The sequence below is a fragment of the Stenotrophomonas maltophilia group sp. Smal13 genome (assembly GCF_030236855.1).
Taxonomy (GTDB): domain Bacteria; phylum Pseudomonadota; class Gammaproteobacteria; order Xanthomonadales; family Xanthomonadaceae; genus Stenotrophomonas; species Stenotrophomonas maltophilia_A.
In genome coordinates this window covers 1-26,049 of sequence record NZ_JASJSQ010000054.1, presented here as the reverse complement: position 1 = coordinate 26,049, position 26,049 = coordinate 1, and the positions used below count along the sequence as shown (strand labels likewise).

Annotated in this window: 27 protein-coding genes; 1 reads left to right on the top strand and 26 read right to left on the bottom strand. The window is 67.5% G+C overall.

Annotation, left to right across the window (positions count from 1 at the left end; translation table 11 throughout):
• The 11 genes from QRO95_RS16790 to flhB form a co-directional block, all read right to left on the bottom strand.
• The coding region (locus QRO95_RS16790; RefSeq protein WP_285303043.1) for a ParA family protein at window positions 1-377 on the bottom strand (377 nt) is incomplete at its 3' end.
• A 4-nt stretch (window positions 378-381) separates the two neighbouring features.
• A complete protein-coding gene (gene motD, locus QRO95_RS16785; RefSeq protein ID WP_032129222.1) occupies window positions 382-1,398 on the bottom strand; it encodes a flagellar motor protein MotD in 1,017 nt (338 codons plus the stop codon).
• 1 nt (window position 1,399) lies between these two features.
• Window positions 1,400-2,140, bottom strand: a complete 741-nt coding sequence (locus tag QRO95_RS16780; RefSeq protein WP_010482457.1) for a flagellar motor protein — start codon at window positions 2,138-2,140, stop codon at window positions 1,400-1,402.
• Window positions 2,141-2,241: 101 nt separating this feature from the next.
• The gene (locus QRO95_RS16775; RefSeq protein ID WP_285303042.1) at window positions 2,242-4,074 is read right to left on the bottom strand and encodes a chemotaxis protein CheA; all 1,833 of its coding nucleotides are present in this window, start codon (window positions 4,072-4,074) and stop codon (window positions 2,242-2,244) included.
• Between the two features lie 2 nt (window positions 4,075-4,076).
• Window positions 4,077-4,682: a protein phosphatase CheZ gene (locus tag QRO95_RS16770; protein WP_032129220.1), complete on the bottom strand. Its 606-nt coding sequence runs from the start codon at window positions 4,680-4,682 to the stop codon at window positions 4,077-4,079.
• The gene (gene cheY, locus QRO95_RS16765; protein ID WP_006365466.1) at window positions 4,682-5,074 is read right to left on the bottom strand and encodes a chemotaxis response regulator CheY; all 393 of its coding nucleotides are present in this window, start codon (window positions 5,072-5,074) and stop codon (window positions 4,682-4,684) included. The genes QRO95_RS16770 and cheY overlap by 1 nt, the downstream gene beginning before the upstream one ends.
• A 57-nt stretch (window positions 5,075-5,131) precedes the next feature.
• Complete coding sequence (locus tag QRO95_RS16760; RefSeq protein WP_049401180.1) at window positions 5,132-5,875, bottom strand: RNA polymerase sigma factor FliA; 744 nt, start codon at window positions 5,873-5,875, stop codon at window positions 5,132-5,134.
• Window positions 5,872-6,759, bottom strand: coding sequence for a P-loop NTPase (locus QRO95_RS16755; RefSeq protein ID WP_049401182.1), 888 nt, complete (start codon window positions 6,757-6,759; stop codon window positions 5,872-5,874). The genes QRO95_RS16760 and QRO95_RS16755 overlap by 4 nt, the downstream gene beginning before the upstream one ends.
• Window positions 6,746-8,368, bottom strand: coding sequence for a flagellar biosynthesis protein FlhF (flhF, locus tag QRO95_RS16750; RefSeq protein WP_285303041.1), 1,623 nt, complete (start codon window positions 8,366-8,368; stop codon window positions 6,746-6,748). The genes QRO95_RS16755 and flhF overlap by 14 nt, the downstream gene beginning before the upstream one ends.
• 145 nt (window positions 8,369-8,513) lie before the next feature.
• Window positions 8,514-10,574, bottom strand: coding sequence for a flagellar biosynthesis protein FlhA (flhA, locus tag QRO95_RS16745; protein ID WP_285303047.1), 2,061 nt, complete (start codon window positions 10,572-10,574; stop codon window positions 8,514-8,516).
• Window positions 10,575-10,618: 44 nt separating this feature from the next.
• Window positions 10,619-11,749 carry a flagellar biosynthesis protein FlhB gene (flhB, locus tag QRO95_RS16740; RefSeq protein WP_285303040.1) on the bottom strand — a complete coding sequence of 377 codons (1,131 nt, stop codon included), beginning with the start codon at window positions 11,747-11,749 and terminating at the stop codon, window positions 10,619-10,621.
• A 198-nt stretch (window positions 11,750-11,947) separates the two neighbouring features.
• On the opposite strand from flhB, the gene QRO95_RS16735 reads away from it, so the two are divergent.
• On the top strand, window positions 11,948-12,373 hold the full coding sequence (locus QRO95_RS16735) for a hypothetical protein (RefSeq protein ID WP_285303039.1): 426 nt from the start codon (window positions 11,948-11,950) through the stop codon (window positions 12,371-12,373).
• Window positions 12,374-12,418: 45 nt separating this feature from the next.
• On the opposite strand, the gene QRO95_RS16730 is transcribed toward QRO95_RS16735, so the two are convergent.
• From QRO95_RS16730 to fliE, 15 genes are all read right to left on the bottom strand, one after another.
• Window positions 12,419-14,551, bottom strand: a complete 2,133-nt coding sequence (locus QRO95_RS16730) for a bifunctional diguanylate cyclase/phosphodiesterase (RefSeq protein ID WP_149909293.1) — start codon at window positions 14,549-14,551, stop codon at window positions 12,419-12,421.
• A 164-nt stretch (window positions 14,552-14,715) separates the two neighbouring features.
• Entirely contained in the window at window positions 14,716-15,507 is a 792-nt protein-coding gene (gene fliR / locus QRO95_RS16725; protein WP_285303038.1) for a flagellar biosynthetic protein FliR, read from the bottom strand.
• A gap of 13 nt (window positions 15,508-15,520) precedes the next feature.
• A complete protein-coding gene (locus tag QRO95_RS16720; RefSeq protein ID WP_012510965.1) occupies window positions 15,521-15,790 on the bottom strand; it encodes a flagellar biosynthetic protein FliQ in 270 nt (89 codons plus the stop codon).
• An 82-nt stretch (window positions 15,791-15,872) separates the two neighbouring features.
• Window positions 15,873-16,652, bottom strand: a complete 780-nt coding sequence (fliP, locus tag QRO95_RS16715; RefSeq protein WP_285303037.1) for a flagellar type III secretion system pore protein FliP — start codon at window positions 16,650-16,652, stop codon at window positions 15,873-15,875.
• A 1-nt stretch (window position 16,653) separates the two neighbouring features.
• Window positions 16,654-17,073 carry a flagellar biosynthetic protein FliO gene (gene fliO / locus QRO95_RS16710; protein ID WP_285303036.1) on the bottom strand — a complete coding sequence of 140 codons (420 nt, stop codon included), beginning with the start codon at window positions 17,071-17,073 and terminating at the stop codon, window positions 16,654-16,656.
• Entirely contained in the window at window positions 17,070-17,405 is a 336-nt protein-coding gene (gene fliN / locus QRO95_RS16705) for a flagellar motor switch protein FliN (RefSeq protein WP_012510967.1), read from the bottom strand. Before fliN ends, fliO begins: the two co-directional genes overlap by 4 nt.
• Window positions 17,402-18,406: a flagellar motor switch protein FliM gene (gene fliM, locus QRO95_RS16700; RefSeq protein WP_032129211.1), complete on the bottom strand. Its 1,005-nt coding sequence runs from the start codon at window positions 18,404-18,406 to the stop codon at window positions 17,402-17,404. The genes fliN and fliM overlap by 4 nt, the downstream gene beginning before the upstream one ends.
• Before the next feature lie 10 nt (window positions 18,407-18,416).
• Window positions 18,417-18,932: a flagellar basal body-associated protein FliL gene (gene fliL / locus QRO95_RS16695; protein WP_279912534.1), complete on the bottom strand. Its 516-nt coding sequence runs from the start codon at window positions 18,930-18,932 to the stop codon at window positions 18,417-18,419.
• 192 nt (window positions 18,933-19,124) lie between these two features.
• Window positions 19,125-20,261 (bottom strand): flagellar hook-length control protein FliK, encoded by a 1,137-nt coding sequence (locus tag QRO95_RS16690; RefSeq protein WP_285303035.1) that lies wholly within the window; start codon window positions 20,259-20,261, stop codon window positions 19,125-19,127.
• Complete coding sequence (gene fliJ, locus QRO95_RS16685; protein WP_005416437.1) at window positions 20,261-20,728, bottom strand: flagellar export protein FliJ; 468 nt, start codon at window positions 20,726-20,728, stop codon at window positions 20,261-20,263. The genes QRO95_RS16690 and fliJ overlap by 1 nt, the downstream gene beginning before the upstream one ends.
• Before the next feature lie 3 nt (window positions 20,729-20,731).
• Window positions 20,732-22,117, bottom strand: coding sequence for a FliI/YscN family ATPase (locus QRO95_RS16680; protein WP_149909297.1), 1,386 nt, complete (start codon window positions 22,115-22,117; stop codon window positions 20,732-20,734).
• Window positions 22,114-22,755, bottom strand: a complete 642-nt coding sequence (locus tag QRO95_RS16675; RefSeq protein WP_032129206.1) for a FliH/SctL family protein — start codon at window positions 22,753-22,755, stop codon at window positions 22,114-22,116. Before QRO95_RS16675 ends, QRO95_RS16680 begins: the two co-directional genes overlap by 4 nt.
• Window positions 22,752-23,738, bottom strand: coding sequence for a flagellar motor switch protein FliG (gene fliG, locus QRO95_RS16670; RefSeq protein ID WP_024958226.1), 987 nt, complete (start codon window positions 23,736-23,738; stop codon window positions 22,752-22,754). The genes QRO95_RS16675 and fliG overlap by 4 nt, the downstream gene beginning before the upstream one ends.
• A 7-nt stretch (window positions 23,739-23,745) precedes the next feature.
• Window positions 23,746-25,392 (bottom strand): flagellar basal-body MS-ring/collar protein FliF, encoded by a 1,647-nt coding sequence (gene fliF / locus QRO95_RS16665; protein ID WP_049421900.1) that lies wholly within the window; start codon window positions 25,390-25,392, stop codon window positions 23,746-23,748.
• Between the two features lie 12 nt (window positions 25,393-25,404).
• Window positions 25,405-25,770 (bottom strand): flagellar hook-basal body complex protein FliE, encoded by a 366-nt coding sequence (fliE, locus tag QRO95_RS16660; RefSeq protein ID WP_005409552.1) that lies wholly within the window; start codon window positions 25,768-25,770, stop codon window positions 25,405-25,407.
• Between the last annotated feature and the right edge of the window lie 279 nt (window positions 25,771-26,049).

The window sequence follows — 26,049 nt, the reverse complement described above, 5'->3', positions numbered from 1 at the left end:
CAGTCCAGCAGGATGTAGTCGTGCTGGCCCTGGTGGCGCGCAAGCGCATTCTGCAGCGCCAGGCCAAGGCCAGGCTGGTTGGCGCTGCGGCGTTCCAGCGTGGCCAGCGCGGACTGTGCGCAGACATAGTCCAGGCCATGGATGCTGCTGGCATGGCACAGGCTGGAAAGATCGGCGGGCGGGGCGCCGAACAGCTCCAGCACGCCAGCCGGCGGCGGGTCCACCGGTACGCCGAACGCGCGGCTGAGCGAGGCGTGCGGATCGAGGTCGATCAGCAGCACGCGATGGCCAAGTGCGGCCAGTCCGCGGCCGAGGGCGAGGGTGGTGGTGGTCTTGCCGACTCCGCCCTTCTGGTTGGCGACTGCCCAGATGCGCATCGGATTACTCCTTCATTGCCGGGGGAACGGCGGCGCCGACGCGGCTGCCAGCCGGCACCGGCGGCAACTTCACCGGTGCGATGGGGGAGGTGGGGGCGGTAGCCGGAGTTGCCGCGGCTTGTTCGGTATCGGTGTTCCGGGTGGCACCGGTGGCTGCGTTCAGGCGCTGGCCGAGCGGGTCCACCGAGTGCGAGGTGTCGGCCAGGATGATGACCATCACCCGGCGGTTGCGGTTGCGGCCCTGCGCGCTGTCGTTCTCTTCGCGCGGGCGGAACTGGCCGTAGCCGACCATCGCCAGCCGCGACGGCTGCACGCCCTGGTCGGCGAACAGGTGCACCACGCTGGCCGCGCGCCCGGCCGACAGTTCCCAGTTCGACGGGAAGGTGGCGGTGGCGATCGGTACGTTGTCGGTGTGGCCTTCCACGCGCACGCTGTTGGGTACGTCGCGCAGAACCTCGGCCAGGCTGGCCAGGGTCTGCCGCGCATGCACGTCCAGCGCGGCCGAACCGGTGGGGAACAGGATGTCGCTGTTGATCTCGACTTCGATCCACAGCTCGGTGCGGCGCACGCTGATCATGCCGCGGTCGATCAGCGGCGCCAGTGCGGCGGTCAGGCGGTCCGCGATGCTGTTGAGCTGGCGCTCGGCGCGCGCGATCTGCTCCTGGTTGTGCACCGAAACAGGCATACGCATCTGCGAGGCCATCGAAGGCAGCAGGGTCGGGTCGTGCGACGGCGCAGGCGCCGAGGGCCCGATCTTGGTGCCGGACTTGATCACCGAGGGGCTGTCCCAGCCGCCACCCTGCACCTGCTTGTTGCCGACCTGTACCGGATTGATCGTGCGCGGCGCGCCCCCGAAGGCATCGGTCAGCGCGTCGGCCATGATCCGGTACTTGCCTTCGTTCACCGAGGAAATCGCGTACATGACCACGAAGAAGGCGAGCAGCAGCGTCATCAGATCGGCATAGGGGATCGCCCATGCTTCGTGGTTGGCGTGCTCTTCGTGGTGCTTGCGGCGGGCCATGTCAGTGCAGGAAGCCGGAGAGGTTGGTTTCGATGTTGCGCGGGTTCTCGCCCTGGGCGATCGAGATCAGGCCTTCAATGACCATTTCGCGGTCGCGGGTGTTGTGCGAGATCACACTCTTGAGCTTGGCGGCCACCGGCAGGAACAGCAGGTTGGCCGAGGCGATGCCGTAGATGGTGGCGGTGAACGCTGCGGCGATGCCGTGGCCGAGCTTGCTCGGATCGGCCAGGTTCTTCATCACCGCGATCAGGCCAAGCACGGCACCGATGATGCCCAGCGTCGGTGCATAGATGCCCATCGCTTCGAAGACCTTGGCACCGGCCTGGTCCTGGTGTTCCTGGCTGCCCAGTTCGATTTCCAGCATGTGCCGCATCGATTCGGGTTCGACGCCGTCCACCAGCAGCTGCAGGCCCTTGCGCAGGAACGGGTCCTGCTGTGCTTCCACCTGCGATTCCAGGCCCAGCAGGCCCTGGCGGCGGGCGATGTTGCTCCACTCGACGATCTGCTGGATCAGTTCGCGGCGATCGCTGTGCGGCGGGCGCACGACCCAGCGCACGATCTTGAAGGCATGCTTGAACACCGCCGGCGAGGTGTGCAGCAGGATCGCGGCGACGGTGCCGACGATGACGATCACGAACGCCGCAGGCGACCACAACGACGCCAGGCCGGCGCCCTTGAGGATGCTGCCGCCGACCAGCGAGGCCAGGGCGAGAAAGAGTCCAATGAGGCTGAGTCTATCCATGGTTCCGGTATCGGCGTGTATGAATGGGACTTGAGACACCGGTAGATCGCGTACAGACGGTAGTCACAGTTTTCGGGGCGCCGGGCATGGCCCGGCGGGGTTCATCGCAGCCCGTCCACGTCCAGGATCAGCGCCATGCGACCATCGCCGATCAAGGTTGCACCGGCATAACCGCGCAGGCCGCGCAGCGCTTTCGGCAGCGGCTTGATGACCACTTCCTCACGCCCGCGTACCTGGTCCACGACCAGCCCGAAGCGCGCTTCGCCAGCCTGCAGCACCACGATGGTCAGCAGCGGCGAGGCGGCCGGCGTCGCATCCAGCCACTGGCGCAGATCGACCAGCGGCAGCGTGTGCGAGCGGCGGTCGAGCACGGCACGGCCATCGAACCAGCCCAGCGAGGTGCGCGGCGCGTGCAGCACTTCCATCACGCGGGCCAGCGGCAGCGCATAGACGTCCTCGCCGGCCTGCACCAGCAGGGTCGGCAGGATCGCCAGGGTCAGCGGCACGCGGATCAGGAAGCGGCTGCCACGGCCCAGTTCCGACTGGATCTGGATCTGGCCGCTCAGTTCGCGGATGCGTGACTGCACCACGTCCATGCCGACGCCACGACCGGAGATGTCGGTGACCTGCTGCTTGGTCGAGAAGCCGGGCAGGAACACCAGGTGCAGGCACTCCTCGCTGCTCAGGCGGGCGGCGGCTTCCGGATCGATCAGGCCCTTCTCGCGCGCCTTGGCACGCAGCTTTTCCGGGTCGATGCCGGCGCCATCGTCCTGCACCTCGATGCTGACGTAGTCGCCTTCCTGCTGTGCCGACAGGCGCACATGGCCCATCCGTGGCTTGCCCTGTGCCTCGCGCAGGTCGGGCATTTCCACGCCATGGTCGATGGCGTTGCGGACCAGGTGCACCAGCGGGTCGGCCAGCGCTTCGACCAGGTTGCGGTCGAGCTCGGTCTCGGCGCCGATCAGTTCCAGGTCCACTTCCTTCTTCAGCGAGCGGGCGACGTCGCGGGCAACCTTGGGGAAGCGCGAGAACACCTTGCCCACCGGCTGCATGCGGGTGCGCATCACTGCCGACTGCAGGCGGGCGGTGGCGATATCCAGAGTGGACACGGCCCGGTCCAGCTCTTCATCGCGCAGGCGTGCACGCAGGGTCTTGAGCCGATTGCGTGACAGCACCAGTTCGCCGATCAGGTTGACGATCGCGTCCAGGCGCTTGGTGTCCACGCGCACGGTGTGTTCGGCCTCGGCCAGCGGCTTGGCGGCCGGCTTCGCCGCCGGTGCCGGTGCGGCGACCGGGCGCGGCGCTGCGATCGGTGCCGGTGCCACCACGGCCGCAGGCTTGGTGCCTGGTGCCGCGCCACCGTGCAGCTGGTCGAGCAGGGCTTCGAACTCGTCTTCGCTGATCAGTCCGTCGTCGGCCTTCTTCGCTGGCGCGACCGCGGTCGGCGCGTTGCCACCATGCAGCTGGTCGAGCAGAGCCTCGAATTCGTCGTCGGTGATCAGGTCGCTGCCACCCGCGGTGGGTGCTGCTGCGGCGGCGGGTGCAGCCACGGCACCGCCGTGCACGTCGAACTGTGCGATCAGGTCCGGCGGCGCATAGCCCGGCTCGGTGCCGGAGGAAACCGCGTCCAGCATCGACTGCAGGTAGTCCAGCGATTGCTGGGCCGCGTCGAAGTGGTGGGCCTGCAGCACGGCCTGGCCGGCACGTGCGGCGCCCAGCGCCTCTTCAGCGGCATGGCACAGCTCGACCATGGCGGTGACGCCGAGGAAGCCGGCGCCGCCCTTGAGCGTGTGGTAGCCGCGGAACACCGCGTTGAGCTGATCGCTGTCCTGCGGTGCCTGCTCCAGCGACACCAGCTGTTCGCCGAGGCGATCCAGGATCTCCTGCGCCTCGATGATGAAATCGGCAGTGATGTCGTCGGATACCGCGCTCATGCTTACAGCCCCAGATCCGACAACAGGTCGTCGGCGTCGTTCTGCGAGACCGCGTGGCGGTCCAGTCCCTTCAGTGCCGGCCCGGCCAGTTCCGGGTCGGTGCGATGCTGTTCCGGCGGCAGGCCGAGCGCGCCGAATCCTTCGTGCACGCGGCGGACGATGCCGACCACGCGACGGATGATCTGCCCGGTCAGGTCCTGGTAGCTCTGGGTCAGGGCGATCTCGGTCAGGTTGTGGCGGATGCGCTCGAGCTGCGCGTCCTGGCCCGGCTGCAGGCCTTCAGCGCGCAGCTGTTCGGTCAGGCTGCGGCATTCCTCGGCCAGGTCCAGGGTGCGGTGCGTGGCCTGTTCGGTCATCGCCACCACGTGGTCCAGTCGCGCGCAGGCGTCGTCCAGTTCGCCGGCTTCGCTCGGCACGGTCGGCAGTTCGCCCAGCGCCTGTCCCAGCTCGCGGGCCAGCCGCGAAAGGCCGCTCATCATCGGCTGCGTGCGCAGCGCGACCAGCCCGTCGATGCGCTGCCGCCAGGCGGTCTCGTCACCGGACTCGAGTGCGTCCAGGGCTTCCTGCAGGCGCAGGGCGAGGGCGTTCTTGTCGACCGTGGTATCCATCAGGCGCTGGCCGCCAGGCGTTCGAAGATCTTGCCGAGCTTCTCTTCCAGCGTCTGCGCGGTGAACGGCTTGATGATGTAACCGTTCACGCCGCTCTGGGCGGCTTCGATGATCTGCTCGCGCTTGGCTTCTGCCGTGACCATCAGCACCGGCAGGGTCTTCAGCTTGGCATCGGCACGGATCGCCTTGAGCAGCTCGATGCCGGTCATCACCGGCATGTTCCAGTCGGTGACCACGAAATCGAACGGCTGGCTCTGCAGCAGCGACAGCGCGGCATGCCCGTCCTCGGCTTCGGCGGTATTGGTGAAGCCCAGATCGCCCAGCAGGTTCTTGACGATTCGACGCATGGTCGAGAAGTCGTCGACGATCAGGATGCGCATGTTCTTGTTCAAAGCAGAATTCCTTTGTTGTTCATTCCGGACGGCCGGGGGCAGCCGCCTCGGGGATGTTCATTCTTCGAGGCCTGCGTCGGCAGCCTCGAACAGCTTCAGCCGGCCACGCAGGCGCAGTACCGCCTGGCCGTGGATCTGGCAGACCCGCGACTCGCTCACGCCGAGCACCGCGCCGATCTCCTTCAGGTTCAGTTCCTGCTCGTAGTACAGCGAGAGCACCAGTTGTTCGCGCTCGGGCAGGTGGCCGATGGCCTTGCCCAGCTCGCGACCGAACTCACCGCGCTCCAGTACCTGCTGCGGGGTCGGCCCGCCCTGGGCGACGGTGTCCAGCTCGCCCTGGTCCTCGATGCGCGATTCCAGGCTCAGCACCTGGCCACGTGCAGCGTCTTCCATCAGCCGCAGGTACTCAGGCAGCGGCATCTCCATCGCGGCGGCCACTTCAGTGGCGCTGGCGGCACGGCCACTGCTCTGTTCCAGGCGGCGGATGGTGGCGGCGGCATCACGTGCACGGCGGTGCACCGAGCGCGGGACCCAGTCACCACGGCGGATCTCGTCGATCATCGAACCACGGATGCGGATCGAGGCGTAGGTCTCGAAAGAAGCACCCTGGTCGGCGTCATAGCTGCGCGAGGCTTCGATCAGGCCCATCATGCCGGCCTGGATCAGGTCATCGACCTCGACGCTGGCCGGCAGGCGCGCGGCCAGGTGGTGGGCGATGCGCCGCACCAGGTCCGAATGCTGGGCGATGACTTCGTTCGCCGCCGAGCGCTGCACTTCCCTGTACTGGGCTGCGCCTTTCATGCCGTCACCCCACGCTGCTTGAGGATGCGTTCGAGGAAGAACTCGACGCCGCCACGCGGTTCGGTCGGCGCCTGCCAGCGCGCGGTACGGCGCGCGATCTCGGTGATCGCCAGCGCCGCCGGGCTGGACGGATAGGCCTTCACCACCGGCTGCTGGCGCTGCACCGACAGGCGCAGCCAGTCATCCTGCGGCACGCAGCCGAGGTAGTTCAGCGAGACATCGGCAAGGAACTTCTCGCAGACGCGGGTCAGCTTTTCGTACAGCACGCGGCCCTCGTTGGGGTCGCGCACCATGTTGGCCACCACCTGGATGCGGTCCACGCCACGCTCGCGCGACAGCACCTTGATCAGTGCGTAGGCGTCGGTGATCGAGGCCGGCTCGTCACAGACCACCACTACGGTGTCCTGTGCGGCCTGGCAGAAGGTCAGCACGCCATCGGTGATGCCCGCGGCAGTGTCCACCACCATGATGTCCAGCTCGCGCTCCAGTTCGGAGAACACGTTGACCAGGCCAACGTGCTCGGCCGGGGCCAGCTCGGCCATGTGGCGGCGGCCGGATGCGGCAGGGACCACCAGCACGCCGTTCGGGCCTTCGACGATGACGTCATCCAGCGTGCAGCGGCCGGCGACCAGGTCGGCCAGCGTAAAGGTGGGGTTCAGGCCCAGGATCACGTCGATGTTGGCCAGGCCGAGGTCGGCGTCCAGCAGCAGCGTGCGCTTGCCCATGCCAGCCAGTGCCACGGCCAGGTTGGCCGACACATTCGTCTTGCCCACGCCGCCCTTGCCGCCAGTGACCGCAATGGTGCGCACAGGGCCGAGCGGCTCGCTGCGGGTGGCCGACAGCGGGAAGGTCTTGGTCAGCTTGGCGTACTCACGCGACGGCATGGTTCAACTCCGGGTTGCAGGGCATATCGGCCGCGCGGCGCAAATCTTCAAGGCGAAGTACAAGATTGGCTGCACTGGCCCGGTGCAGGTCCTCCGGGACGTCCTGGCCATCGGTCACCCAGGTGATCGGCAGGGCATGGTCCACGGCCACCGACAGGGCGTTGCCGAAGCGGCCGGTCTCGTCCAGCTTGCTCAGTACCAGGCCCTGCAGGTTGGCGGCGCCGAAGCGGCGGACCACCTCGTCCATGTCGCCGAAGCTGGTGTTGGCCGGCAGCACCAGCAGGGTGCGGACCTGGCGCGCGGCACGCAGCCACTGCAGCTGGGCGGCCAGGGCGCGGTCGCGCGGGCCCAGGCCGGCGGTGTCGATCAGCACCAGCTTGTAGTCCTTCAAGCGTTCCAGCAGCTGGTCCAGGTCGGTGCCGCTGTTGGCCTCGTGCACCGCGATGCCGAGCTGGCGGCCGTAGCCGTACAGCTGCTCGCGGGCACCGATGCGGGTGGTGTCGGTGGTGACCAGGGCCACGTCACGCGGCGCGTGCTTCTCGGCGAAGCGCGAGGCCAGCTTGGCGATGGTGGTGGTCTTGCCGGCGCCGGTCGGTCCGACCAGTGCGATCACACCACCTTCTTCCAGCGGGTCGACCGGGGCGATCGGCAGCTTGCGCGAAATCAGCCCCAGCATCAGGCCGCGGCCTCGATGGGCCTCGGTCTCCAGCGGGATCTGCATGGCCACGTCGCGGGCCAGGCCGGCATCGAAGCCATACTCGTCCATCAGGTCCAGCGCGGTGGCGCGCACCGGGCAGCCGCGCAGGCGCTCGTCGGTGAAGCGGTTCATCTCGCGCTCGATCACATGGCGCATGCCGGCCACTTCCTGGCGCAGCTGGCGGATCTCGGCGTCGTCCTGGGCCACCAGGGTCAGTGCCGGGGCTGGGGCCAGCACGGGGGCAGCGCCGGTTTCGTCGCTGGCTTCGACCGGTGCCGGTTCGCTGGCGACGATCCCGGGTTGCGCTTCGGTCACGGCAGCGGTCGGCAGCGGCGGCGGCTGCACGGCCGACGCCGCGCTTTCGTGATGCGTCTCGTGCGGCGGGTCGATCTGGAAGCGGGCGCGGTTGGCCGGTGCGGCGGTGCTGGGCGCCGGTGCGACGATGGCTTCGGCGAACGGAGCGAAGATCTGATCCGGCAGCGCCGGTTCGTTGACGGCGGCGCGTGCCAGGGTGGCGGCGAAGCCGGTGCTGCCGCGGGTCGGCACGATCTCGTCGGCGCTGTCCAGGGTGCGGCCGGTGGCGCCGACCGCAGCGCGGGGGAGGGCAGCCACGGCCGAGGTGGTTGCGGCCACCGGTTCCGGCGCCGGGGTGTTGCTGCGGCGGCGGGTGACCGCGGCGATCACCGCGTCGGCGGCGGTGCGCGGCTTCGGCGCCGGCGGCGGAGCGATGTCACGACGCGAGGCTTCCAGTGCACGCTGCACGGCGCTCTCGTCGTAGTTGGCGGCGGCGACGATCTCGATGCCTTCCTCGATCCGGCGGTTGGACAGGATCACGGCGTCAGGACCATGTTCCTTGCGCACCAGGTTCATGGCCGAGCGCATGTCGGCGGCGACGAATCGTTTGATTTTCATGCTGTGGTCACGGGACGAAGACGGCGGGGTGGCGGTCGGAGAACTCGGGTGGTCGGTGGTCTGCACGGTGCGGGTTCCCCTTGGTATCTGTCTGTTGCGTTGGTTCGAAAGTGGTGTCTGTTTTCTGGCGCATCGGAGGGCGGCGTCAGCTGATCGTTCCGACCAGCTTCAGGCGCTTGTCCTCCGGCACCTCGCTGTAGGCCAGGACCGACAGCGACGGAACGCTGTGGCGGACCAGGCGGGCCAGCGCGGCGCGCACCGGGCCGGGTACCAGCACGACCGCGGGCTCATTGCGGGCTTCCTGCTTGCTGACACATTCGGCCAGGCTCTGGTGCAGTCGCTCAGCGAGTCCGGGTTCCAGCGCGGCGCCGTTGCCCTGCGTGGACTCCTGCAAGACACGTTCCAATTGTGGGTTGAGCGTGAACACCGGCAGCTCCGCCGACATTCCGGCGATCTCCTGCACGATGAAACGACCCAGTGCGGTGCGCACCGCGGCGGTCAGTACGGCCGGGTCCTGGCTGTTCGGAGCGTGTTCGACCAGTGCTTCGGCGATCTTGCGCAGCTGGCGGATCGGAATGCGTTCGATCAGCAGGTTCTGCAACACGCGCACCACCGCCGACAGCGGCAGCGCCTTCGGCGTCAGATCTTCGACGAGCTTGGGCGCGCTCTTGGCCAGGTTGGCCAGCAGGTGCTGCACTTCCTCGTGGCCGAGCAGTTCCGGCGCGTGCTCGCGGATCAGGTGCGAAAGGTGGGTGGCGACCACGGTGGCCGGATCGACCACGGTATAGCCCAGCGTTTCAGCCTGGGCACGCTGGTGCGGTTGGATCCAGGTGGCATCCAGGCCGAATGCGGGGTCCTTGCCGGCGATGCCTTCCAGCGCGCCGAGCGCGCTGCCCGGGTCCAGGGCCAGTTCGCGGTCGGGGTGGATCTCGGCGGTGGCCACCGGTACGCCATGCACCAGCACGCGGTAGCCGTTGGCCGGCAGCTCCAGGTTGTCGCGGATGTGCACCGAGGGGATCAGGAAACCGACGTCCTGGGTCAGCTTGCGGCGCACGCCCTTGATGCGTGCCATCAGTTCGCCGCCCTGGTTGCTGTCCACCAGCGGAATCAGCCGATAGCCGACCTCCAGGCCCAGCGGATCGACCGGGCGCAGTTCGTCCCAGCTCAGTTCGGCAGTCGGAGCCGGCGCGGCCGGGCGGCCGAGTGCGTTGAGCGCGGCAGCGTCATTGCCTGCGGCTGCCGGATCGGTGGCCGCGGCCTTGCCCTTGCGGTAGACCTTCCAGGCGATGAAGCCGAGGATCGCGGACAGTGTCAGGAAAGCGACGTTGGGCATGCCCGGCACCAGGCCGACCACGCCGATGATGCCGGCGGTGATCGCCAGCGCGCGGTACTGGCCGAACACCTGGCCGGTCATGGCCTGGGCCATGTCCTGCGAACGCGAGGCGCGGGTGACCAGCATGGCCACTGCACTGGAGACCAGCAGGGCCGGCAGCTGCGCCACCAGACCGTCACCGATGGACAGCAGGGTGTAGGTGGCAGCGGCTTCGCCGAACGGCATGCCATGCTGCAGCACGCCCACGGCCAGACCGCCGAGCATGTTGATGAACAGGATCAGGATGCCGGCGATGGCATCACCACGGATGAACTTGCTGGCACCGTCCATCGCACCGTAGAAGTCGGCTTCCTCGCGGACTTCCTCGCGGCGCAGCTTGGCTTCTTCGCGCGTCAGCAAACCGGCGTTGAGGTCGGCGTCGATCGCCATCTGCTTGCCGGGCATCGCGTCGAGGATGAAGCGTGCGGTCACTTCCGAGACGCGGCCGGCGCCCTTGGTGATGACCACGAAATTGATGATGGTCAGGATCGCGAACACCACGATGCCGACCGCGTAATTGCCGCCGATCACGAATTCGCCGAACGCGGCGATGACCTTGCCCGCGGCGTCGTGGCCGTTCTGGCCGTTCAGCAGGATGACGCGGGTGGAGGCCACGTTCAGCGCCAGCCGCAGCATGGTGGTGATCAGCAGCACGATCGGGAAGATCGTGAAGTCCAGCGGGCGCTTCACGTAGACCACCGCCAGCAGCACCATCAGCGAGATGGCGATGTTGAAGGTGAACAGGGCATCGAGCACCGGCGCGGCCAGCGGCACCACGACCATGGCCAGCAGGGCCAGCACGATCAGCGGTGCGCCAAGGCCCTGGCGGATCATCTCCAGGGCGCGGCGGGTGTTGAAACCGGCGGAGGGCTGGGCGCTCACGGGCGGTCTCCCTTGCCGAATTCATCCACCTGGATGTGCGGGGCGTCCGGCATCGGGCCAGTGCGCCAGGCGCGCAGCTGGTAGACGTAGGACAGGACCTGGGCGACGGCCGAATACAGTCTCACGGGGATTTCCTTTCCGAGTTGGCCTTCCCGATACAAGGCGCGTGCCAAAGGCGGGGCGGAGACGATCGCCACCTTGTTGCCGTCGGCCACTTCACGGATGCGCAGCGCGGTCTCGTCCACACCCAGGGCGACCACTTTGGGGGCGTTCATGGCACCGCCTTCGTACTTCAGGGCCACCGCGTAGTGGGTGGGGTTGACCACCACCACGTCGGCAGTGGGCACCGCCTCCATCATCCGGCGGTTGGCCATCTGCTGCTGTAGCTGGCGGATGCGGCCCTTGACCTCGGGACTGCCCTCGCTTTCCTTCATTTCCCGGCGCAGCTCTTCACGGGTCATCTTCAGCTTGCGCATCCAGTTCCAGCGCTGGTAGGGCGCATCGATGGCGGCCAGCACCAGCATGGCGCCGGCGGTGGCCAGCAGCAGGCGCAGGGTGAAGCCGAGGCCGTCGGTGATGGCGGTCTCCAGCGGGTGGTGGATCAGCCCGCGCAGGGTGTCGAAGCCGGTCCACACCACCAGCCCGGCGGCAACGCCGACAAAAGCCACGCGCAACAACGACTTGGTGAACTCGGCGATGGCTTCCGGGCCATACAGGCGCTTGAGCCCGCTCATCGGGTTCATGCGGTTGAAGTCGGGCATCATCGCCTTCTGCGACCAGCGCAGGCCGCCCATCACCAGCGGGGCGACGAAGCTGGCCAGCAGGCAGACCAGCACCAGCGGCGCGATCACCAGCATGAACTGCAGCAGCAGGTCGCCGAAGTGGCCGAACAGCGCCTTCGGGTTCTGCCGCAGGCTCTGCTCTGGGCTGAGTGCATGCTTCATCCAGGCGCTTGCACCGCGGCCGATCGAGCCGCTCATGGCCATCACCGCCAGTACGCCGGCGCCGAACACGGCGGCCGTGCCGAGCTCGCGCGAGCGCGGCAGGTTGCCCTGTTCACGGGCGTCGCGCAGGCGTTTTTCGGTAGGTTGTTCGGTCTTTTCGCCGGCGGATTCGTTCTCGGACATCACGGGCACTGCGGCAGGGGATGCCGGGGTGCGTGCAAGAACCGTGCCGCTAGCCGTCAGTCGCGAGCGGCAGCACTGTGTGTCTGCTCCTGCTCATTCTGGCGTTCGCAGTGCTGTATGCGCTATCGCATTTAGCGGGCGGGGAAGATCGTTCAACTGCTGCTGTACAGGGGGCAGCTAGCAGCTACATGAGGCATGATGGCAAGACACGCAGAAGAGAAGGGCGATGCTGAATGGATTGCAGGATGGGATATCGCAGCAATGAGCTTTGACATTGTCGTTTTGAAGCTGGAGGACCTCGGTGAAAAAGACCTGTCCAATGTTGAGGCTGTGCAGGATATTGGATGTCCCCAGGCCATAATCGCATCCTTGGAGTTGGTGTTCCCCGGATGTGTCCAAGGTGCGTTCTCGGATGGTGAGCGCTACTCGCTCGAGTCCGCTCTGAATGGAGATCCGGTGAGCTCTATACACCTTACTCTTAGATTCGGTCGAGCATGGTCTGAGGCAGCCAATGCTGAGTTCATGGCCCTGCTTTCAACACTTTGCCAGCGGTTGCAGTCAGTCGCTTTTGCGGTCTCCGACAACTCGAGGCTCACTCCTCCCTACCCGGTCGCGCTGGAGTGATTTGCCCACGCCGGGCTTGCCCAGGCGCGCGGCCGTGTGGGTTCATTAACCCCCACCTTCGGGTGCTTTGAAGCCATTGGCCAGTTCTACCCGAGGCCGGGGCAGGTCATGCAGCTGCATGAAGCGCGCCGCATCCACCGGGCGGCCGAGCAGGTAGCCCTGCAGGTAATCGCAGCCCAGCCGCTCCAGGTAGGCGCGCTGCGCGGCGGTTTCCACGCCTTCGGCCACGATGTCCATGTCCAGCGCGTGGCCCAGCGCCACGATCGCCGAGACGATCACCACGTCCTCGGCGCTGTGCTCCAGATCGCGCACGAAGGCGTGGTCGATCTTGATCTCGGTGGCCGGCAACCGCTTCAGGTACAGCAGGCTGGAATAGCCGGTGCCGAAGTCATCGATGGAGATGCCCACGCCCAGTGCCGAGAGCGCCTGCAGCAGGCGCAGGCTGGTATCGGTATCGCGCATCACCGTGCTTTCGGTGATCTCCAGCACCAGGTGGCGTGGGGCAATGTCGTAACGTTCGATCACTTCACGCACATCCTGCAGCAGGTGCGGCGAACTGAACTGCACCGGCGACAGGTTCACCGACATCGACCAGCCCTCGTGGCCGGCATCGTGCCAGCGGCGCAGCTGCTGGCAGGCCTGGTCCAGCGCCCAGCGCCCGATCTCATTGATCGCACCGCTGCGTTCGGCCAGCCGGATGAAGCGGTCCGGCGGGATCAGGCCATGCTCCGGATGGCGCCAGCGGATCAGCGCTTCGGCACCGGCCACCTTCTGCGTGGCTACCTGGATCTTCGGCTGGTAGTGCAGGAACAGCTGCTCGCTGCCGATGGCCCGGCGCAGGTCGGCCAGCAGCCGGAACTGTTGTTCGGCGCTGTCATTCATCCAGTCGGCGAACAGCACGAAGGCGTTGCGTCCGGATTCCTTGGCCTGGTACATCGCTGCATCGGCAAAGGCCATCAGCTGCCGCTCGCTGGCAGCGTGATCCGGACAGATCGCCACGCCGATGCTGGCGGTCACCTGCAGTTCGTTGTCGGCCAGCAACGGCCCGCTGCCGACCGCCTGCAGGATGCGCCGGGCCAGCGTCGGCAGGTCCTCGTCGTGCTCGATGCGCACCACCAGCACGAATTCGTCACCGCCCAGACGGGCCAGCATGTCGTTGGGCCGAAGCAGCTGGCGCGTGCGTTCGGCCACCGCAACCAACAGTGCATCGCCGGCCTGGTGGCCGTAGGCATCGTTGACCTGCTTGAAGCCATCCAGATCCATGAACATCACCGCGAAGCGGCTGCCTCCCTGTTCGGCCTCGGCCAGCGCCTGCACGATGCGACGCTGCAGCAGCAGGCGGTTGGGCAGGCGGGTAAGCGGATCGTGCAGTGCGGCCTGGGTCAGTTCCTGCTGGGCGTCGGTCAGCGAGGTACTCAACAGGGAATTGCGCAGGCGCAGCAACTGCGCCTCCACCCGCTGGTCCAGCCAGGAGACCACCAGCACCACGGCCAGGATGGCGACGGTCAGCACCACCACCAGCATGGCCAGCCATTCGCTCTGCAGCCCATCGCCGACGGCTGCGCCGCAGATGCTGCCTTCCGGGAAGCGCGCGGCGGCCATGCCGGTGTAGTGCATGCCGACGATGGCCAGGCCGAGCAGGCCGGCAGCCGCGAGCCGGTCGCCGACACGGGTGCGCTGCGCGCGCAGGCGGAACGCCACGTACAGCGCCGTCCACGAGGCGGCCACCGCTACCATCAGCGAGAACAACAGCCAGCCCGGGTCGTAGTCGATGCCTGGCTGCATGCGCATCGCCGCCATGCCGACGTAATGCATGCCGGCGATGCCGGTGCCCATCAGCAGGGCGCCGCCGGCCAGCCGCGGGTGGGGCAGGGTGCGTAGCGAGACCAGCCACAGCGCGAACACCGATGAGGCGATGGCAAGCGCAAGCGAGAGCAGGGTGATCGGCAGGTCGTAGCCGAGCGGAATGGGCAGATCGAAGGCGAGCATGCCGATGAAGTGCATCGACCAGATGCCCAGGCCCATGGCGAAGCCACCACCGAGGCGCCACCACCAAGCCGCGCCCTTGCCGGGTGCAGTGACCGTGCGCCCGGCCATGGCCAGCGCGGTGTACGAAGCCATCACGGCGACCAGCAGCGAGATCGCCACCAGCCACGGGTTGTACGTGCCTACCAGCATTCGTCAGTCTCCCGGACCTGCCTGTCGACGGAAACCACGGTGGGGCATGCATGAGGCAGGCCGACGCACGGCGCCGGCCACGTGCGGCATCCCCCCGGTTGCCGCGTATTCACTCTAACGCGCAGACCCGGGGGAAGGGCAAGCAGTAAAACGTGATGATCCGGTCAGTGTGTGACCGCGTCCGCAGCCTGGAAGGCGGCATCGAACAGGCGCTGTACCGGCGGGCCCATTTCCCCGGCCAGCAGCGCCAGCAGGAACAGGCCCAGCAGCAGCGAGACCGGCAGGCCGAGCTGGATCGGGTTCAGCGCCGGGGCGGCACGGGCCAGGACGCCGAACGCCAGATTCACCGCCAGCATTGCCACGGTCAGCGGGATCGCCAGGGTCAATGCGCCGCGCAGTACGGTCAGCAGGAAGGTTGGGGCGATGCTGAAGAAGGCGTGCGGGTCCGGCAGCGGGGCGCCGATCGGCAGCGCCCGGTAGCTGTCCACCACCAGCGAGATCAGCGCAAGGTGCCCGTTGGCGGTGAAGAACAGCAGGCCGAACAGCAGATAGAACCACTGCCCGATCACGCCGGAGGTGCCGCCACGCAGTGGGTCACTCATCTGCGCGAAGGCCAAGCCGGTGCCCTGGGCGATCAGTTCGCCGGCTATCGCGCCGGCCTCGAACACCAGCCGAAGCAGGAAGCCGATGGATACGCCGATGGCCAGTTCACGGGCGATGGTAAGGACCGTGGCGGCATCGAAACCGGTCCAGTCCGGTACCGGCGGCAGCAGCGGCGCCAGCGCAATGGCCAGGGTGCCAGCCAGCACCACGCGCACCCGTGCGGGAACGGCACGGGTACCGACCATCGGCATGGCCATGGCAACTGCGCCGATGCGCAGCATGGTCCACAGCACGGTGCCGATCATGCCGAAGGCCTGCAGGCCGTCGGCAGCCATCTGGGTGGCGGCGTCCATCGAAGCGCGTGTCCTAGCCGATCAGGTGTGGAATGCGCTGGAACAGCAGCGTGGTGAACTCCACCAGGTGGCCGATCAGCAGGCTGCCCAGCGCGAACAGCACCGCGGTCAGCGCCGCCGCCTTGGCAACGAAGGCGATGGTCGGCTCATTGAGCTGGGTCGCGGCCTGCACCACGCCCACCACCACACCGACCACCAGCACGGTGAGCAGCAGCGGGCCGGCCACCCACAACACGGTGATCAGGCCGCCACGCAGTTCGGTCAGGGCAAGTTCGGGAGTCATTCGGGTTCCATCTGCTCATGTAGCGTCGAGCCATGCTCGACTGTGCTTCTGTAGAGTCGAGCCATGCTCGACTGCCTCTCGATCACGCCGGATTGAAGCTCGCCGCCAAGGTACCGACGGTCAGCACCCAGCCATCCACCAGCACGAACAGCAGGATCTTGAACGGTGCCGACACCAGCATCGGCGACAGCATCATCATGCCCATCGACATCAGCACGCTGGCCACCACCAGGTCGATGATCACGAACGGGATGAAGATCAGGAAGCCGATCTCGAAGGCGGTCTTCAGCTCGCTGGTGACGAACGAGGCGACCAGCACCGGGAACGGGATCGCATCTGGGCTGGCGTAGGTGCCATGCCCGGCGATGCCGGCAAAGGTCATCAGGTCGGTCTCGCGGATCTGCGCCAGCATGAAGCCGCGCAGCGGCGTGGTGGTCAGCGTCCAGGCGGTCTGGAAGTCGATCTCGCCGTTGAGGTAAGGCGCCATGCCGGTGCTCCAGGCCTTGTCCCAGGTCGGCATCATCACCATCGCGGTGAGGAACAGGGCCAGGCCCAACAGCACCTGGTTGGACGGCGTCTGCCCGGTACCCAGCGCCTGGCGTAGCAGGCCCAGCACGATGATGATGCGGGTGAACGAGGTCAGCACCAGCAGCATCGACGGGATCAGGGTGATCGCCGTCATCAGCAGCAGGGTCTGCAGCGGCAGGCTGACCGGCGCACCACCGATCTTGCCGACGTTGATGTCCGGCAGCGGCGTGGTCGGGGCACCGGGTGCGGCGAATGCCAGCGCCGGCATCAGGCACAGGGCGAGCATCAGCAGCCACGGCATCAGGGTGGCAAGACGGGTACGGGTGACACGCATGTCAGGGATCCTTGCGCAGCCGCTGCTGCAGCAGCTGGGCGAAATTCGGCAGGTTCTTGAAGTCCGGCACGCGCACCTGCGCGGGCGGCGGCAGCGGTTCGGGCAGGGTGTGCAGGGTGTTGATGCCGCCAGCGGTGACGCCCAGCAGCAGCTGCTGGCCGTTGACCTCGACCACCACCACGCGCTCCTTGGCACCGACACTCAGGCTGGCCACCACCTTCATGCCGTCGGCCGGGCGGAAGCCGCTGCCGGGCAGGCGCTTGAGCAGCCAGCCGAGGCCGATGACCAGCGCCAGCACGGCCAGCAGCGCCAGCACCGCGCCGAACAGGCTCGGTGCGGCGGCTGCGTGCTGGCCGATCTGCGGGCCGACCGGAGCGGCGGTCTTGCCGACCGCCAGCAGTGTGGAGGCCAGCAGGCTCAACGCAGTCTCCGGATCCGCTCGCTCGGGCTGACCACGTCGGTCAGGCGAACGCCGAAGCGGTCGTTGATCACCACCACCTCGCCGTGGGCGATCAGGGTGCCGTTGACGAACACATCCAGCGATTCGCCGGCGCCGCGTTCCAGTTCCACCACCGAGCCCTGGTTGAGCTGCAGCAGGTTGCGGATCGGCAGGCGGGCACGACCGACTTCCAGCGACAGGGTCACCGGCACGTCGAGGATCACGTCCAGGTTGAGGTCGGCGCCGGCCCCTTCTTCGGCCTGCAGGGTGCCGAACTGGGCCGGGGTCGGTTCGAGGGCGTCGATATCGTTCATTGCGGGTCTTCCTGGATGACGGGTGCGCGCGGGCGGGTGCCCGGCGGATGGGTAGCGGTGATCTTCACGGCGTTCATGCCGTTGGCGATGCCGAACTCGCCGGTGAACACCGGGATGTTCTCCACGCACAGCGGCACCTGCGGGCTGAGCTCGATCGGCAGGATGTCGCCGACCTTCAGCTGGGTCAGGTCACGCAGGGTCATGCGCTTGCTGGCCAGTACGCTGGACAGGGTCACCTCGGCGATGTTGAGCTGTTCGCGCAGGGTCTGGCCCCAGCTTTCGTCGCGATCATTGCGGTCGCTCTGGATGCCAGCGTCGAGCAGCTCGCGGATCGGTTCCAGCATCGAATACGGCAGGGTGACGTGGATGTCGCCGCCGCCGCCGTCGAGTTCGACGTGCAGGCGGCACACCACCACGTACTCGCGCGGCGTCACGATGTTGGCGAAGTGCGGGTTGATCTCCGAGTTGATGTACTCGAAGTCGACATCCATCACCGGTGCCCAGGCCTCGCGCAGGTCGGCGAAGGTCTGCTTCAGCAGCAGGTGGATCACCCGCATTTCGGTGGCGGTGAATTCGCGGCCTTCGATGCGGGTGGGGTAGCGCCCGTCGCCGCCAAAGAAGTTGTCGACGATGGCGAACACCAGGGTCGGTTCGAACACGATCAGGCCGGTACCGCGCAGCGGCTTGAAGCGGATCAGGTTCAGGTTGGTCGGCACATACAGCGAGTGCATGTAGTCGTTGAACTTGATCAGCTCGATGCCGCGCACCGACAGTTCGGCCGAACGGCGGATCAGGTTGAACAGGCCGATCCGCCACAGGCGCGCGAAGCGCTCGTGGACCATTTCCAGGGTCGGCATGCGACCGCGGATGATGCGGTCCTGGCTGGCGAAGTCGTACGAACGTGCTTCGCCTGACGGCGGTTCCGCATCGGTCTCGACCGCGCCACTGTCCACGCCGTGGAGCAGGGCATCGATCTCGTCCTGGGACAGCAGATCATTCATCGGTGGGCCCTTACTGGGTCACGAAGCTGGTGAACAGCAGATCGTCGGCGCCGTTGCTGCCGGTCTCGGCCTTGAGCACTTTCTGCACTTCGGCCAGCGAAGCGGCCTGCAGCTTCTGCTTGCCGGCGATGTCGGCGATCTGGTCGGGGCTGACCTGCGAGAACAGCATCAGCAGGCGTGCGCGAATGGCTGGCGCATGCGTCTTGATCGCTTCCAGTGCGGCCGGATCGCGGGTCATCAGCTGCACTTCCAGCTGCAGGTAGCGCGGGCCGTCGACCGGGCCGTTGAGATTGACCACGAAGGCCGGGTCCAGCGCGAAGTACTGCGCCGGTGCCGGAGTACTGGCCTTCTTCGGGGCCTGCGCGGTCTTCTCTTCGTGCTTGGACTGGGTGAAGAACCAGACGCCGCCACCGGCGGCAGCGGCGGCGAGCACGGCCACCAATGCGGTGATCAGCATCGGACTGCGCGGCTTGGCGGCCTTGTCCTTCTCGGCGGTCTTCTTGGTTTTGTCAGCGGCTGCGGCCACGGGGTGAAGCTCCTGAGGGTTGCTTCACCGGGATATGCAAGGGGTGTGCCGGAGCCGGGGCAGAGGGGTGCGACGGAATTCCGTCGGGGTGCCGGTGGGGCCGTGCGGAGCACGCTCCGCACCCACCAACGCGATACTGGTAGGTGCCAACCGTCCCGCTCTGGTGGGTGCCAACCTTGGTTGGCACGTCTGTCAGGCATATGCGTCCAGCAACCCGCGCTGGCGGATCAACTGCGCGGACGACACGCTGGCCTCGCCCGGCGACGGTTCTCCGTCACCCGCGATGCCGCCGCCACTGGCCTGGCCTGACGCATTGCCGTCACCACCGGGCGCCTGATGACCAACATCAGCATGAGCCAGCTGGAAGCCCTGCTCGCCGAGGAGTTCGCGCAGGCGCGGCAGGCTGTTTTCCAGTGCCTGGCGCACATCCACGTGTGGGCTGCTGAAGCTGGCATGCACCTTGTCGCCGTTCAACTGCAGGCGCACATCGACCGGGCCCATGTCGTCCGGACTCAACCGGATGTGGGCGTGGCCGATCTTCTGGTCGGCCAGCCAGCCAAGGCGCGCGCCGACGGCCTGGTCGAAACCATCGTCACCGAGCACCGGCTTCGGAGTCGGCTCGCCATTGAAGATGGCGTTGCCGGTAGCGAGTGCAGCTTTCAGATCCTGCACAGCCGCGTTGCCCGGCGCATGCAGCAGCGGCGCTGCGGCACGGTCGCCGATGAGGGGTGCGTCGCTGCCTTCGCCACGCTCGTTGCGCTTGCCGGGCAGCACCAGTTCAGGCAACGGCAATGTGGCTGTCTGGTCGGTGCCGCTGCTGGTGGTGGACGATGTGGCAGCCGCCGCTGTGGATGGCAGGGCTGCGGCGGCCGGTAGTGCAGCGGGGGCGGGTAGTGCGTTGCCGTCTGCGTCGGTAGCCGTTGCAGCCATTGCTGGCAGAGCGGCGGCAGGATCGGCAGGCGCCGGTACCGCCAGCACCAGCCCAGCCAGGCCGAGTGGCGGCCACGGGGCTTCCTCGGTCGCGGCCGGGGTGTCCTTTTCGGCAACCGGCTTGGCCGGTGATGTGGGCACCGTGGCGGCGGTCTCTTCGGGGGCGGCAGCGCTGTCCGGCCTGCGCTCGGCGCCGGCCTGGCCAGTACTCTCCGATGCCGGTCCCTGCGTGGACGGCATGGGCGAGTTCGAAGGTTTCGAGGGTGCATCGGCAGCCGGCGAGCCACCCTGCAGCAGTTGGCTGAACTCTTTGTTGCCATCACCGCGTGGCGCGCGGGGTGCGCTGCTGCCGGAATGCTGCGGCTGCGCGTTGGCGCTGCTGGCCAATGGCGCGGGCATCACGAGCGGCCTCCCTGCTCGGCGCCGTCCTGATCTTCGGCCTGTACCAGGCGGGCGCGACGCGCGCCAATGTCGTCCATCTCGCGCTGGTCGCGGCGGTCCGTCACCACCTTTTCCTGTGCGCGGTAGCTGGCGGCCAGCTGTTCCAGCACAGCTTTGTCACGGCTGGCCAGGATCAGGCGGGCGCGCTCGGCTTCCACCTTTTCGCGGTTGCCGTTGACCGTGGCCTGCTGCTGCTCCACCGCACTGTCGAGACGGTCGAGGAACGCGCGCCGGTTCAGCAGCTGCGCCGGGCTGGTCGCCGCCATCTGCGCGTTCGCGTATTCCTCGGCATAGCGGCGCAGTTCGTCCAGTCGCGATAGATGGGTATCGAGCACGCGCTGGCGTTCGGCCAGATCGCGGGCGACTGCGTCCTCGTGTTCCTGGGCCCGCTTGAGCAGGGGATCGATGCGCTTGGACTGGTTCATGGCTTAACTCTCTTGTTCCACCAGGCGCTGCAGTGCCGCCTGGCTGTGCGGGAGATCTGCGGCCTTGGCGACGTCCTGGCCGAGGAACTCCATGATTTCCGGCCAGCGTTCCAGGGCTTCGTCGGTGGCCGCGTCGTTGCCGCGCTGGTAGGCACCGATGGCGATCAGATCGCGGTTGGCCGAATAGGCCGAGACCAGCCGCTTCAGCTTGCGGATGCGCAGGCGCCACGGTTCGTCGGCAATTTCCGTGACCACGCGGCTGACCGACGATTCAACGTCGATGGCCGGGTACAGGCCACTGTCGGCCACGCGCCGCGACAGCAGGATGTGGCCGTCGAGGATCGCGCGCGCTGCATCGGCGATTGGATCCTGCGGATCGTCGCCTTCGGTCAGCACCGTGTAGAACGCGGTGATCGAGCCACGGCCCTTGGCACCATTGCCGGCACGCTCGACCAGCGCCGGCAGCTTGGCGAACACCGACGGCGGATAGCCGCGGGTGGTCGGCGGTTCGCCCACCGACAGGCCGATCTCGCGCTGGGCCTGGGCGAAGCGGGTCAGCGAGTCCATCAGCAACAGCACGTTCAGGCCCTGGTCGCGGAACCATTCGGCGATGGCGGTAGCGCGATAGGCACCATGCAGGCGCGCCAGCGGCGGCCGGTCGGCGGGACTGGCCACCACCACGGCGCGGCGCAGGCCTTCCTCGCCCAGCGTGGTCTCGACGAAGTCGCGTACTTCGCGGCCACGTTCACCGATCAGGCCGACCACGATCACGTCGGCGGCGGTATAGCGGGTCATCATGCCCAGCAGCGTCGACTTGCCGACGCCGGAACCGGCGAACAGGCCGACACGCTGGCCGCGGCCGATCGGCAGCAGCGCGTTGATCGCGCGCACGCCCACGTCCAGCGGCTGGGTGATCGGTTCACGCGCCAGCGGATTGATCGACACGCCGGCCATGCCGACATGCCCTTCGGCGCGGATCGGGCCCTTGCCATCCAGCGGCACGCCGTCGCTGTCGATGACGCGGCCGAGCAGGCCTTCGCCCACTTCCACGCCGCCACGGCGCGCGGACGGCACCACCCGGGCATTGGGCAGAAGGCCGTGCAGTTCGGCGCTGGGCATCAGGTAGGTGCGCTCGCCGGCGAAGCCGACCACTTCGGCATCGACCCAGCCACCATCGACCACTTCCACCTTGCAGCTTGCGCCCAGCGGTGCCTCGCAGCCGACCGCTTCCAGCGTGAGCCCGACCGCGCGGCGCAGCACGCCTTCGCGGATCAGGCCGCGGCCATGGGCGGTATCCACACGCAGGCCATCGAGGCGACGGGCCAGGCGCAGGTTGCGGGCCATGGCCCAGTCGGCCGGTGGCGGAGACGGCTGCTGATCGGGGTTCATGCATTGGCTCCGGTCTGGCGGATCACCGCGTCCAGCGCGCCGCGCAGGCGGGCTTCCAGGGTGCCGTCGATACGCACGGCTTCGGCGTGCACGCGAAGATCGCCGCGGCTGAGGCTGGTGTCTGGCACCAGGCGCTGTTGTGGCGGCAGGCTCAACAGCGGGGCGAGGGCGGCGATGTCGTCCGGGTGCAGGCGCACTTCGACCTCGCGGGTGCTGCCACCGACCGCGTCGATGGCCTCACCGACCAGCTGTGCCAGCAGTGCCGGGTCGGCTTCATAGGCGCGGCCGACCAGCGCACCGGCGATGCGTACCGCCAGCTCGCCCAGTGCGCCGACCACTTCGTTCTCCAGCCGCACCAGCGGTCGGCTGAAGTTGTCCAGGATGCCTTCGATCTGCGCGGCGAGGCGACGCACCTCCGCCTGGCCCTGGCCGTAGCCTTCGGTATGGCCGTGCTGGAAGCCTTCCTTCTCTGCGCTGTCCTGGATGGCCTGGATTTCCTCCAGGGTCGGCAGCTGCAGTGGCGGCTCCGGCTCGTGTTCCGGGTCCGGCTCGGTGAGTTCGAACGCATCCGCCTGATCCAGCACCGGTTCGGGCTGGGCCAGCAGGTCCGGGGCAAGCCAGCGCACGACGTTGCTCACAGCATGGCCTCCGCGCTGCCACCGATGGTGACCGTGCCTTCATCGGCCATGCGCTTGACGATGGCCAGGATCTCGCGCTGCGCGCCTTCCACGTCGGACAGGCGCACCGGGCCACGGGCTTCCATGTCTTCCAGCAGGATTTCGGCCGCGCGCTGCGACATGTTGCGGGTGATCTTGTCGCGCACCTTGATGTCGGCACCGCGCAGGGCCAGGCCCAGGCGCTCGCCGCTCACTTCGCGCAGCACCAGCTGCATTTCGCGGTCGTCCAGGTCTACCAGGTCGTCGAACACGAACATCAGGTCCTGGATGCGGTTGCTCAACGGCGCATCGATGCGGGCGATCTCGCCCAGGATCGCCTGGTCCTGGCCGCTGTCCATGAAGTTCAGGATGTTGGCCGCGCACTGCACGCCGCCGATGTTGGACGACTTCAGGTTCTGGTTGCCGGCGAACTGGCGCTCCATGATCTCGTTGAGTTCATTGAGCGCGTTCGGCGGAATGCCATCGAGGGTGGCGATGCGCAGCAGCACGTCCACGCGGGTACGGTCGGGCAGCAGCTTCAGCGCGTCGGCGGCCTGGTCGGTTTCCAGGTGCGCCATCACGATGGCGATGATCTGCGGGTGCTCGTTGCGCACCAGGTCGGCCACCGCACGCGGGTCCATCCACTTCAGCGCGTCCAGGCCGGTGGTGTTGCGGCCGAGCAGGATGCGGTCGATCAGGTTCCCGGCCTTCTCGCTGCCCAGTGCCTGCACCAGCATGTTGCGGATGTAATCGTCCGAGCCCACGCCCAGCGAGGTCTTCGAGCCCAGCTCCTGGCCGAACTGGTCCATCACCCGTTCCACCTGTTCGCGGGTGATGTCGGTCATGGTGGCCATGGCGATGCCGATTTTCTGCACTTCCTTGGGTTCCATGTGACGCAGCACTTCGGCCGCATCCAGCTCACCCAGCGAAAGCAGCAGTACGGCGGCGCGCTGCACGCCAGTCAGTGCGGCCTCAGTCATTGGCCACCCAGCCCTTGACCACCTGGGCCACGCGCTTGGAGTCGGTCTTCACGGCTTCACGCGCCATCCGCAGTCGTTCCTCATATGAATCCACCGGCAGGGCCAATGCATCCGGCCCGCCCAGGCTGGCCCGGTCGGCGCCCAGCGCCGGCAGCGGCATGCCATCGTCATCGACCAGCTGCACGTCCGCGGTATGCGGCTCCAGTGCCTGTTCGTCGTTCTTCTTGTTCTGGCCGGTGATCGCGCGCAGTGCAGGGCGCAGCACACCGAACAGCAATGCCAGCACCACCACGGCACCCAGCAGCATGCGACCGGCGTCGTGCACCCACGGCAGCTCCCACCATGCCGGGCCTTCGACCGGCGTGGTGTCACGCACGAACGGGGCATTCATCACCGACACGGTGTCGCCACGCTCGGCGTTGAAGCCGACGGCCTGCTTGACCAGCGCCTCGACGCGGGTCAGTTCGGCGGCCGACAGCGGCTGCGGGCTCATCTTGCCGTTGGCACCGGCGCGCGGGACGTTGTCCACCAGCACCGCCACCGAGACGCGCTTGATGCGGCCGGCCGGCTGGCGGGTGTGCTGCAGGGTGCGGTCCAGCTCGTAGTTGCGGGTCGCGTTCTTGCTGCTTTCGGTCGGAGTCTGTGCGGTTGCCGGTGCGGCCTGCTGGCCCGGCGGGCTGTTGCTGGTCGCGCCCGGCACGCCCTGCGGGCCCGGGGTGCTGGTGGTGTTCTCGCTCATCTGCTCGCTGCGCAGCTTCTGTGGTTCACCGTTGTAGAGCTCACGGGCTTCCTCGGTTACCGAGAAGTCCATGTCCACGCTCACTTCCGGATTGACGCGGCCAGGACCGGTCATCGGCTCCAGCAGCTCGCGGATGCGCTGGTTGAACGAGGTTTCCTGGCGGCGGACCTGCTCGAACTGGGCCGCATTGACTGCCGCTTCGCTGTTCGGGTCGGTGATGCTGAGCATGCGCCCGCTCTGGTCGACCACCGTCACCCGTTCCGGAGCGAGGTCCGGAATGCTGGCCGCGACCATGTGCACGATGGCGTCGACCTGGCTGCGTTCCAGCTGCTGGCCGCCACGCAGTTCCAGGGTGACCGAGGCGCTGGCCACGTCACGCTGCCGGGTGAAGGCGCTGGGCTTGGGAATGGCCAGGTGCACGCGCGAATCGCGCACCGGGCGCAGCGTGTTGATGGTGCGCGACAGCTCGGTTTCCAACGCATGCTGGTAGCGCGCGCTTTCCACGAACTGGCTGACGCCGAAGCCCGGGTCGCGTTCCATCAGCTCGAAGCCGAGCTTGCCGCTGTCGGTCAGGCCGGAGCCGGCCAGCTTCAGGCGGGCGTCGTGCAGGTTCTTTTCCGGCACGGTGATGCCACCGGTGGCCGGGTCGAGCGCGAACGGGATCTGCGCGGCGCGCAGCAGGTCGGTCGCTTCAGCGGTCGCCTTCTGGTCCAGGCCGGTATACAGCGGGACCATGCCGGGCTTCTGCGACCAGAAGAACACGGACAGCCCGGCCGCTACGGCCACGGCGATCATCGCCATCAGTCCGAGCCGACGGGTGATCTGCAGGCTTTGCAGCCGATCGAACCACTGGCCCGCCTTTTCGGCGTTCAGGGATTCCTTGGAGAGCGACAGGGCCATGCGGTTCTATCCTTACAGCGGCATGTTCATCACGTCCTGGTAGGCCTGGACGAGACGGTTGCGGACTTCCACGGTGGCGCGGAAGGCGATCTGGGACTGCTGCGAGGCGACCATGACCTTGGCGAGGTCGGCGCTGGGGTCGCCCATTTCGAAGGCTTTTGCCAGGGCGCCGGATTTCTGTTGCGCGTCGTTGACGCCGGCAATCGCACCACGCAGGGTTTCGGTGAAGCTGGCCGGCTGGGCCTGCGGTGCATCCAGCACCGTGCCCGGCAGGGCGTTGCTGCGCGGCGTTTCGCCCAGCGGGTTGAGCGCCGGCTGTCCCATCTGGGTCTGATAGGAGCGGATCTGCGAAAGGATCGACGTGACGGAGTGGGACATCTGCAACGGTTCCAGAAACAGGGGATGGGGTTGTCTGCTGGAGCAGGTGCAAGTGCCGTGCCGAAACCGGTTTTCGATTCAGTGAAGTGAGGAGGTTGGGTGTGCGTGCGGGGTTGCACCCCGCTCCCCGCGGTAGTGCCGGCCGCTGGCCGGCAACCTCAGCAGCAACGGCCGAAGCCGAAGCCGAAGCCGAAGCCGAAGCAACGGCAGAAGCTGGTTATCCGTGGGATGGCGGGGTGGGTCCGGTTGCGGGGGACGCCGTAAATCCGTCCATGGAGG

Bases quoted from the DNA above. Each gene is read 5' to 3' on its own strand.
- QRO95_RS16780 (WP_010482457.1), bottom strand. From the start codon at position 2,140: ATGGATAGACTCAGCCTCATTGGACTCTTTCTCGCCCTGGCCTCGCTG.
- fliN (WP_012510967.1), bottom strand. From the start codon at position 17,405: ATGAACGATATCGACGCCCTCGAACCGACCCCGGCCCAGTTCGGCACC.
- QRO95_RS16735 (WP_285303039.1), top strand. From the start codon at position 11,948: ATGGCAAGACACGCAGAAGAGAAGGGCGATGCTGAATGGATTGCAGGA.
- QRO95_RS16775 (WP_285303042.1), bottom strand. From the start codon at position 4,074: ATGAGCGCGGTATCCGACGACATCACTGCCGATTTCATCATCGAGGCG.
- fliJ (WP_005416437.1), bottom strand. From the start codon at position 20,728: ATGAACCAGTCCAAGCGCATCGATCCCCTGCTCAAGCGGGCCCAGGAA.
- QRO95_RS16720 (WP_012510965.1), bottom strand. From the start codon at position 15,790: ATGACTCCCGAACTTGCCCTGACCGAACTGCGTGGCGGCCTGATCACC.
- QRO95_RS16770 (WP_032129220.1), bottom strand. From the start codon at position 4,682: ATGGATACCACGGTCGACAAGAACGCCCTCGCCCTGCGCCTGCAGGAA.
- QRO95_RS16690 (WP_285303035.1), bottom strand. From the start codon at position 20,261: ATGCCCGCGCCATTGGCCAGCAGCGCCAACGCGCAGCCGCAGCATTCC.
- fliF (WP_049421900.1), bottom strand. From the start codon at position 25,392: ATGGCCCTGTCGCTCTCCAAGGAATCCCTGAACGCCGAAAAGGCGGGC.
- fliP (WP_285303037.1), bottom strand. From the start codon at position 16,652: ATGCGTGTCACCCGTACCCGTCTTGCCACCCTGATGCCGTGGCTGCTG.
- QRO95_RS16755 (WP_049401182.1), bottom strand. From the start codon at position 6,759: ATGCCGTCGCGTGAGTACGCCAAGCTGACCAAGACCTTCCCGCTGTCG.
- QRO95_RS16680 (WP_149909297.1), bottom strand. From the start codon at position 22,117: ATGAACCCCGATCAGCAGCCGTCTCCGCCACCGGCCGACTGGGCCATG.
- flhA (WP_285303047.1), bottom strand. From the start codon at position 10,574: ATGATCCGCCAGGGCCTTGGCGCACCGCTGATCGTGCTGGCCCTGCTG.
- fliM (WP_032129211.1), bottom strand. From the start codon at position 18,406: ATGAATGATCTGCTGTCCCAGGACGAGATCGATGCCCTGCTCCACGGC.
- QRO95_RS16730 (WP_149909293.1), bottom strand. From the start codon at position 14,551: ATGCTGGTAGGCACGTACAACCCGTGGCTGGTGGCGATCTCGCTGCTG.
- motD (WP_032129222.1), bottom strand. From the start codon at position 1,398: ATGGCCCGCCGCAAGCACCACGAAGAGCACGCCAACCACGAAGCATGG.
- fliE (WP_005409552.1), bottom strand. From the start codon at position 25,770: ATGTCCCACTCCGTCACGTCGATCCTTTCGCAGATCCGCTCCTATCAG.
- fliR (WP_285303038.1), bottom strand. From the start codon at position 15,507: ATGGACGCCGCCACCCAGATGGCTGCCGACGGCCTGCAGGCCTTCGGC.
- flhF (WP_285303041.1), bottom strand. From the start codon at position 8,368: ATGAAAATCAAACGATTCGTCGCCGCCGACATGCGCTCGGCCATGAAC.
- QRO95_RS16760 (WP_049401180.1), bottom strand. From the start codon at position 5,875: ATGAAAGGCGCAGCCCAGTACAGGGAAGTGCAGCGCTCGGCGGCGAAC.
- flhB (WP_285303040.1), bottom strand. From the start codon at position 11,749: ATGTCCGAGAACGAATCCGCCGGCGAAAAGACCGAACAACCTACCGAA.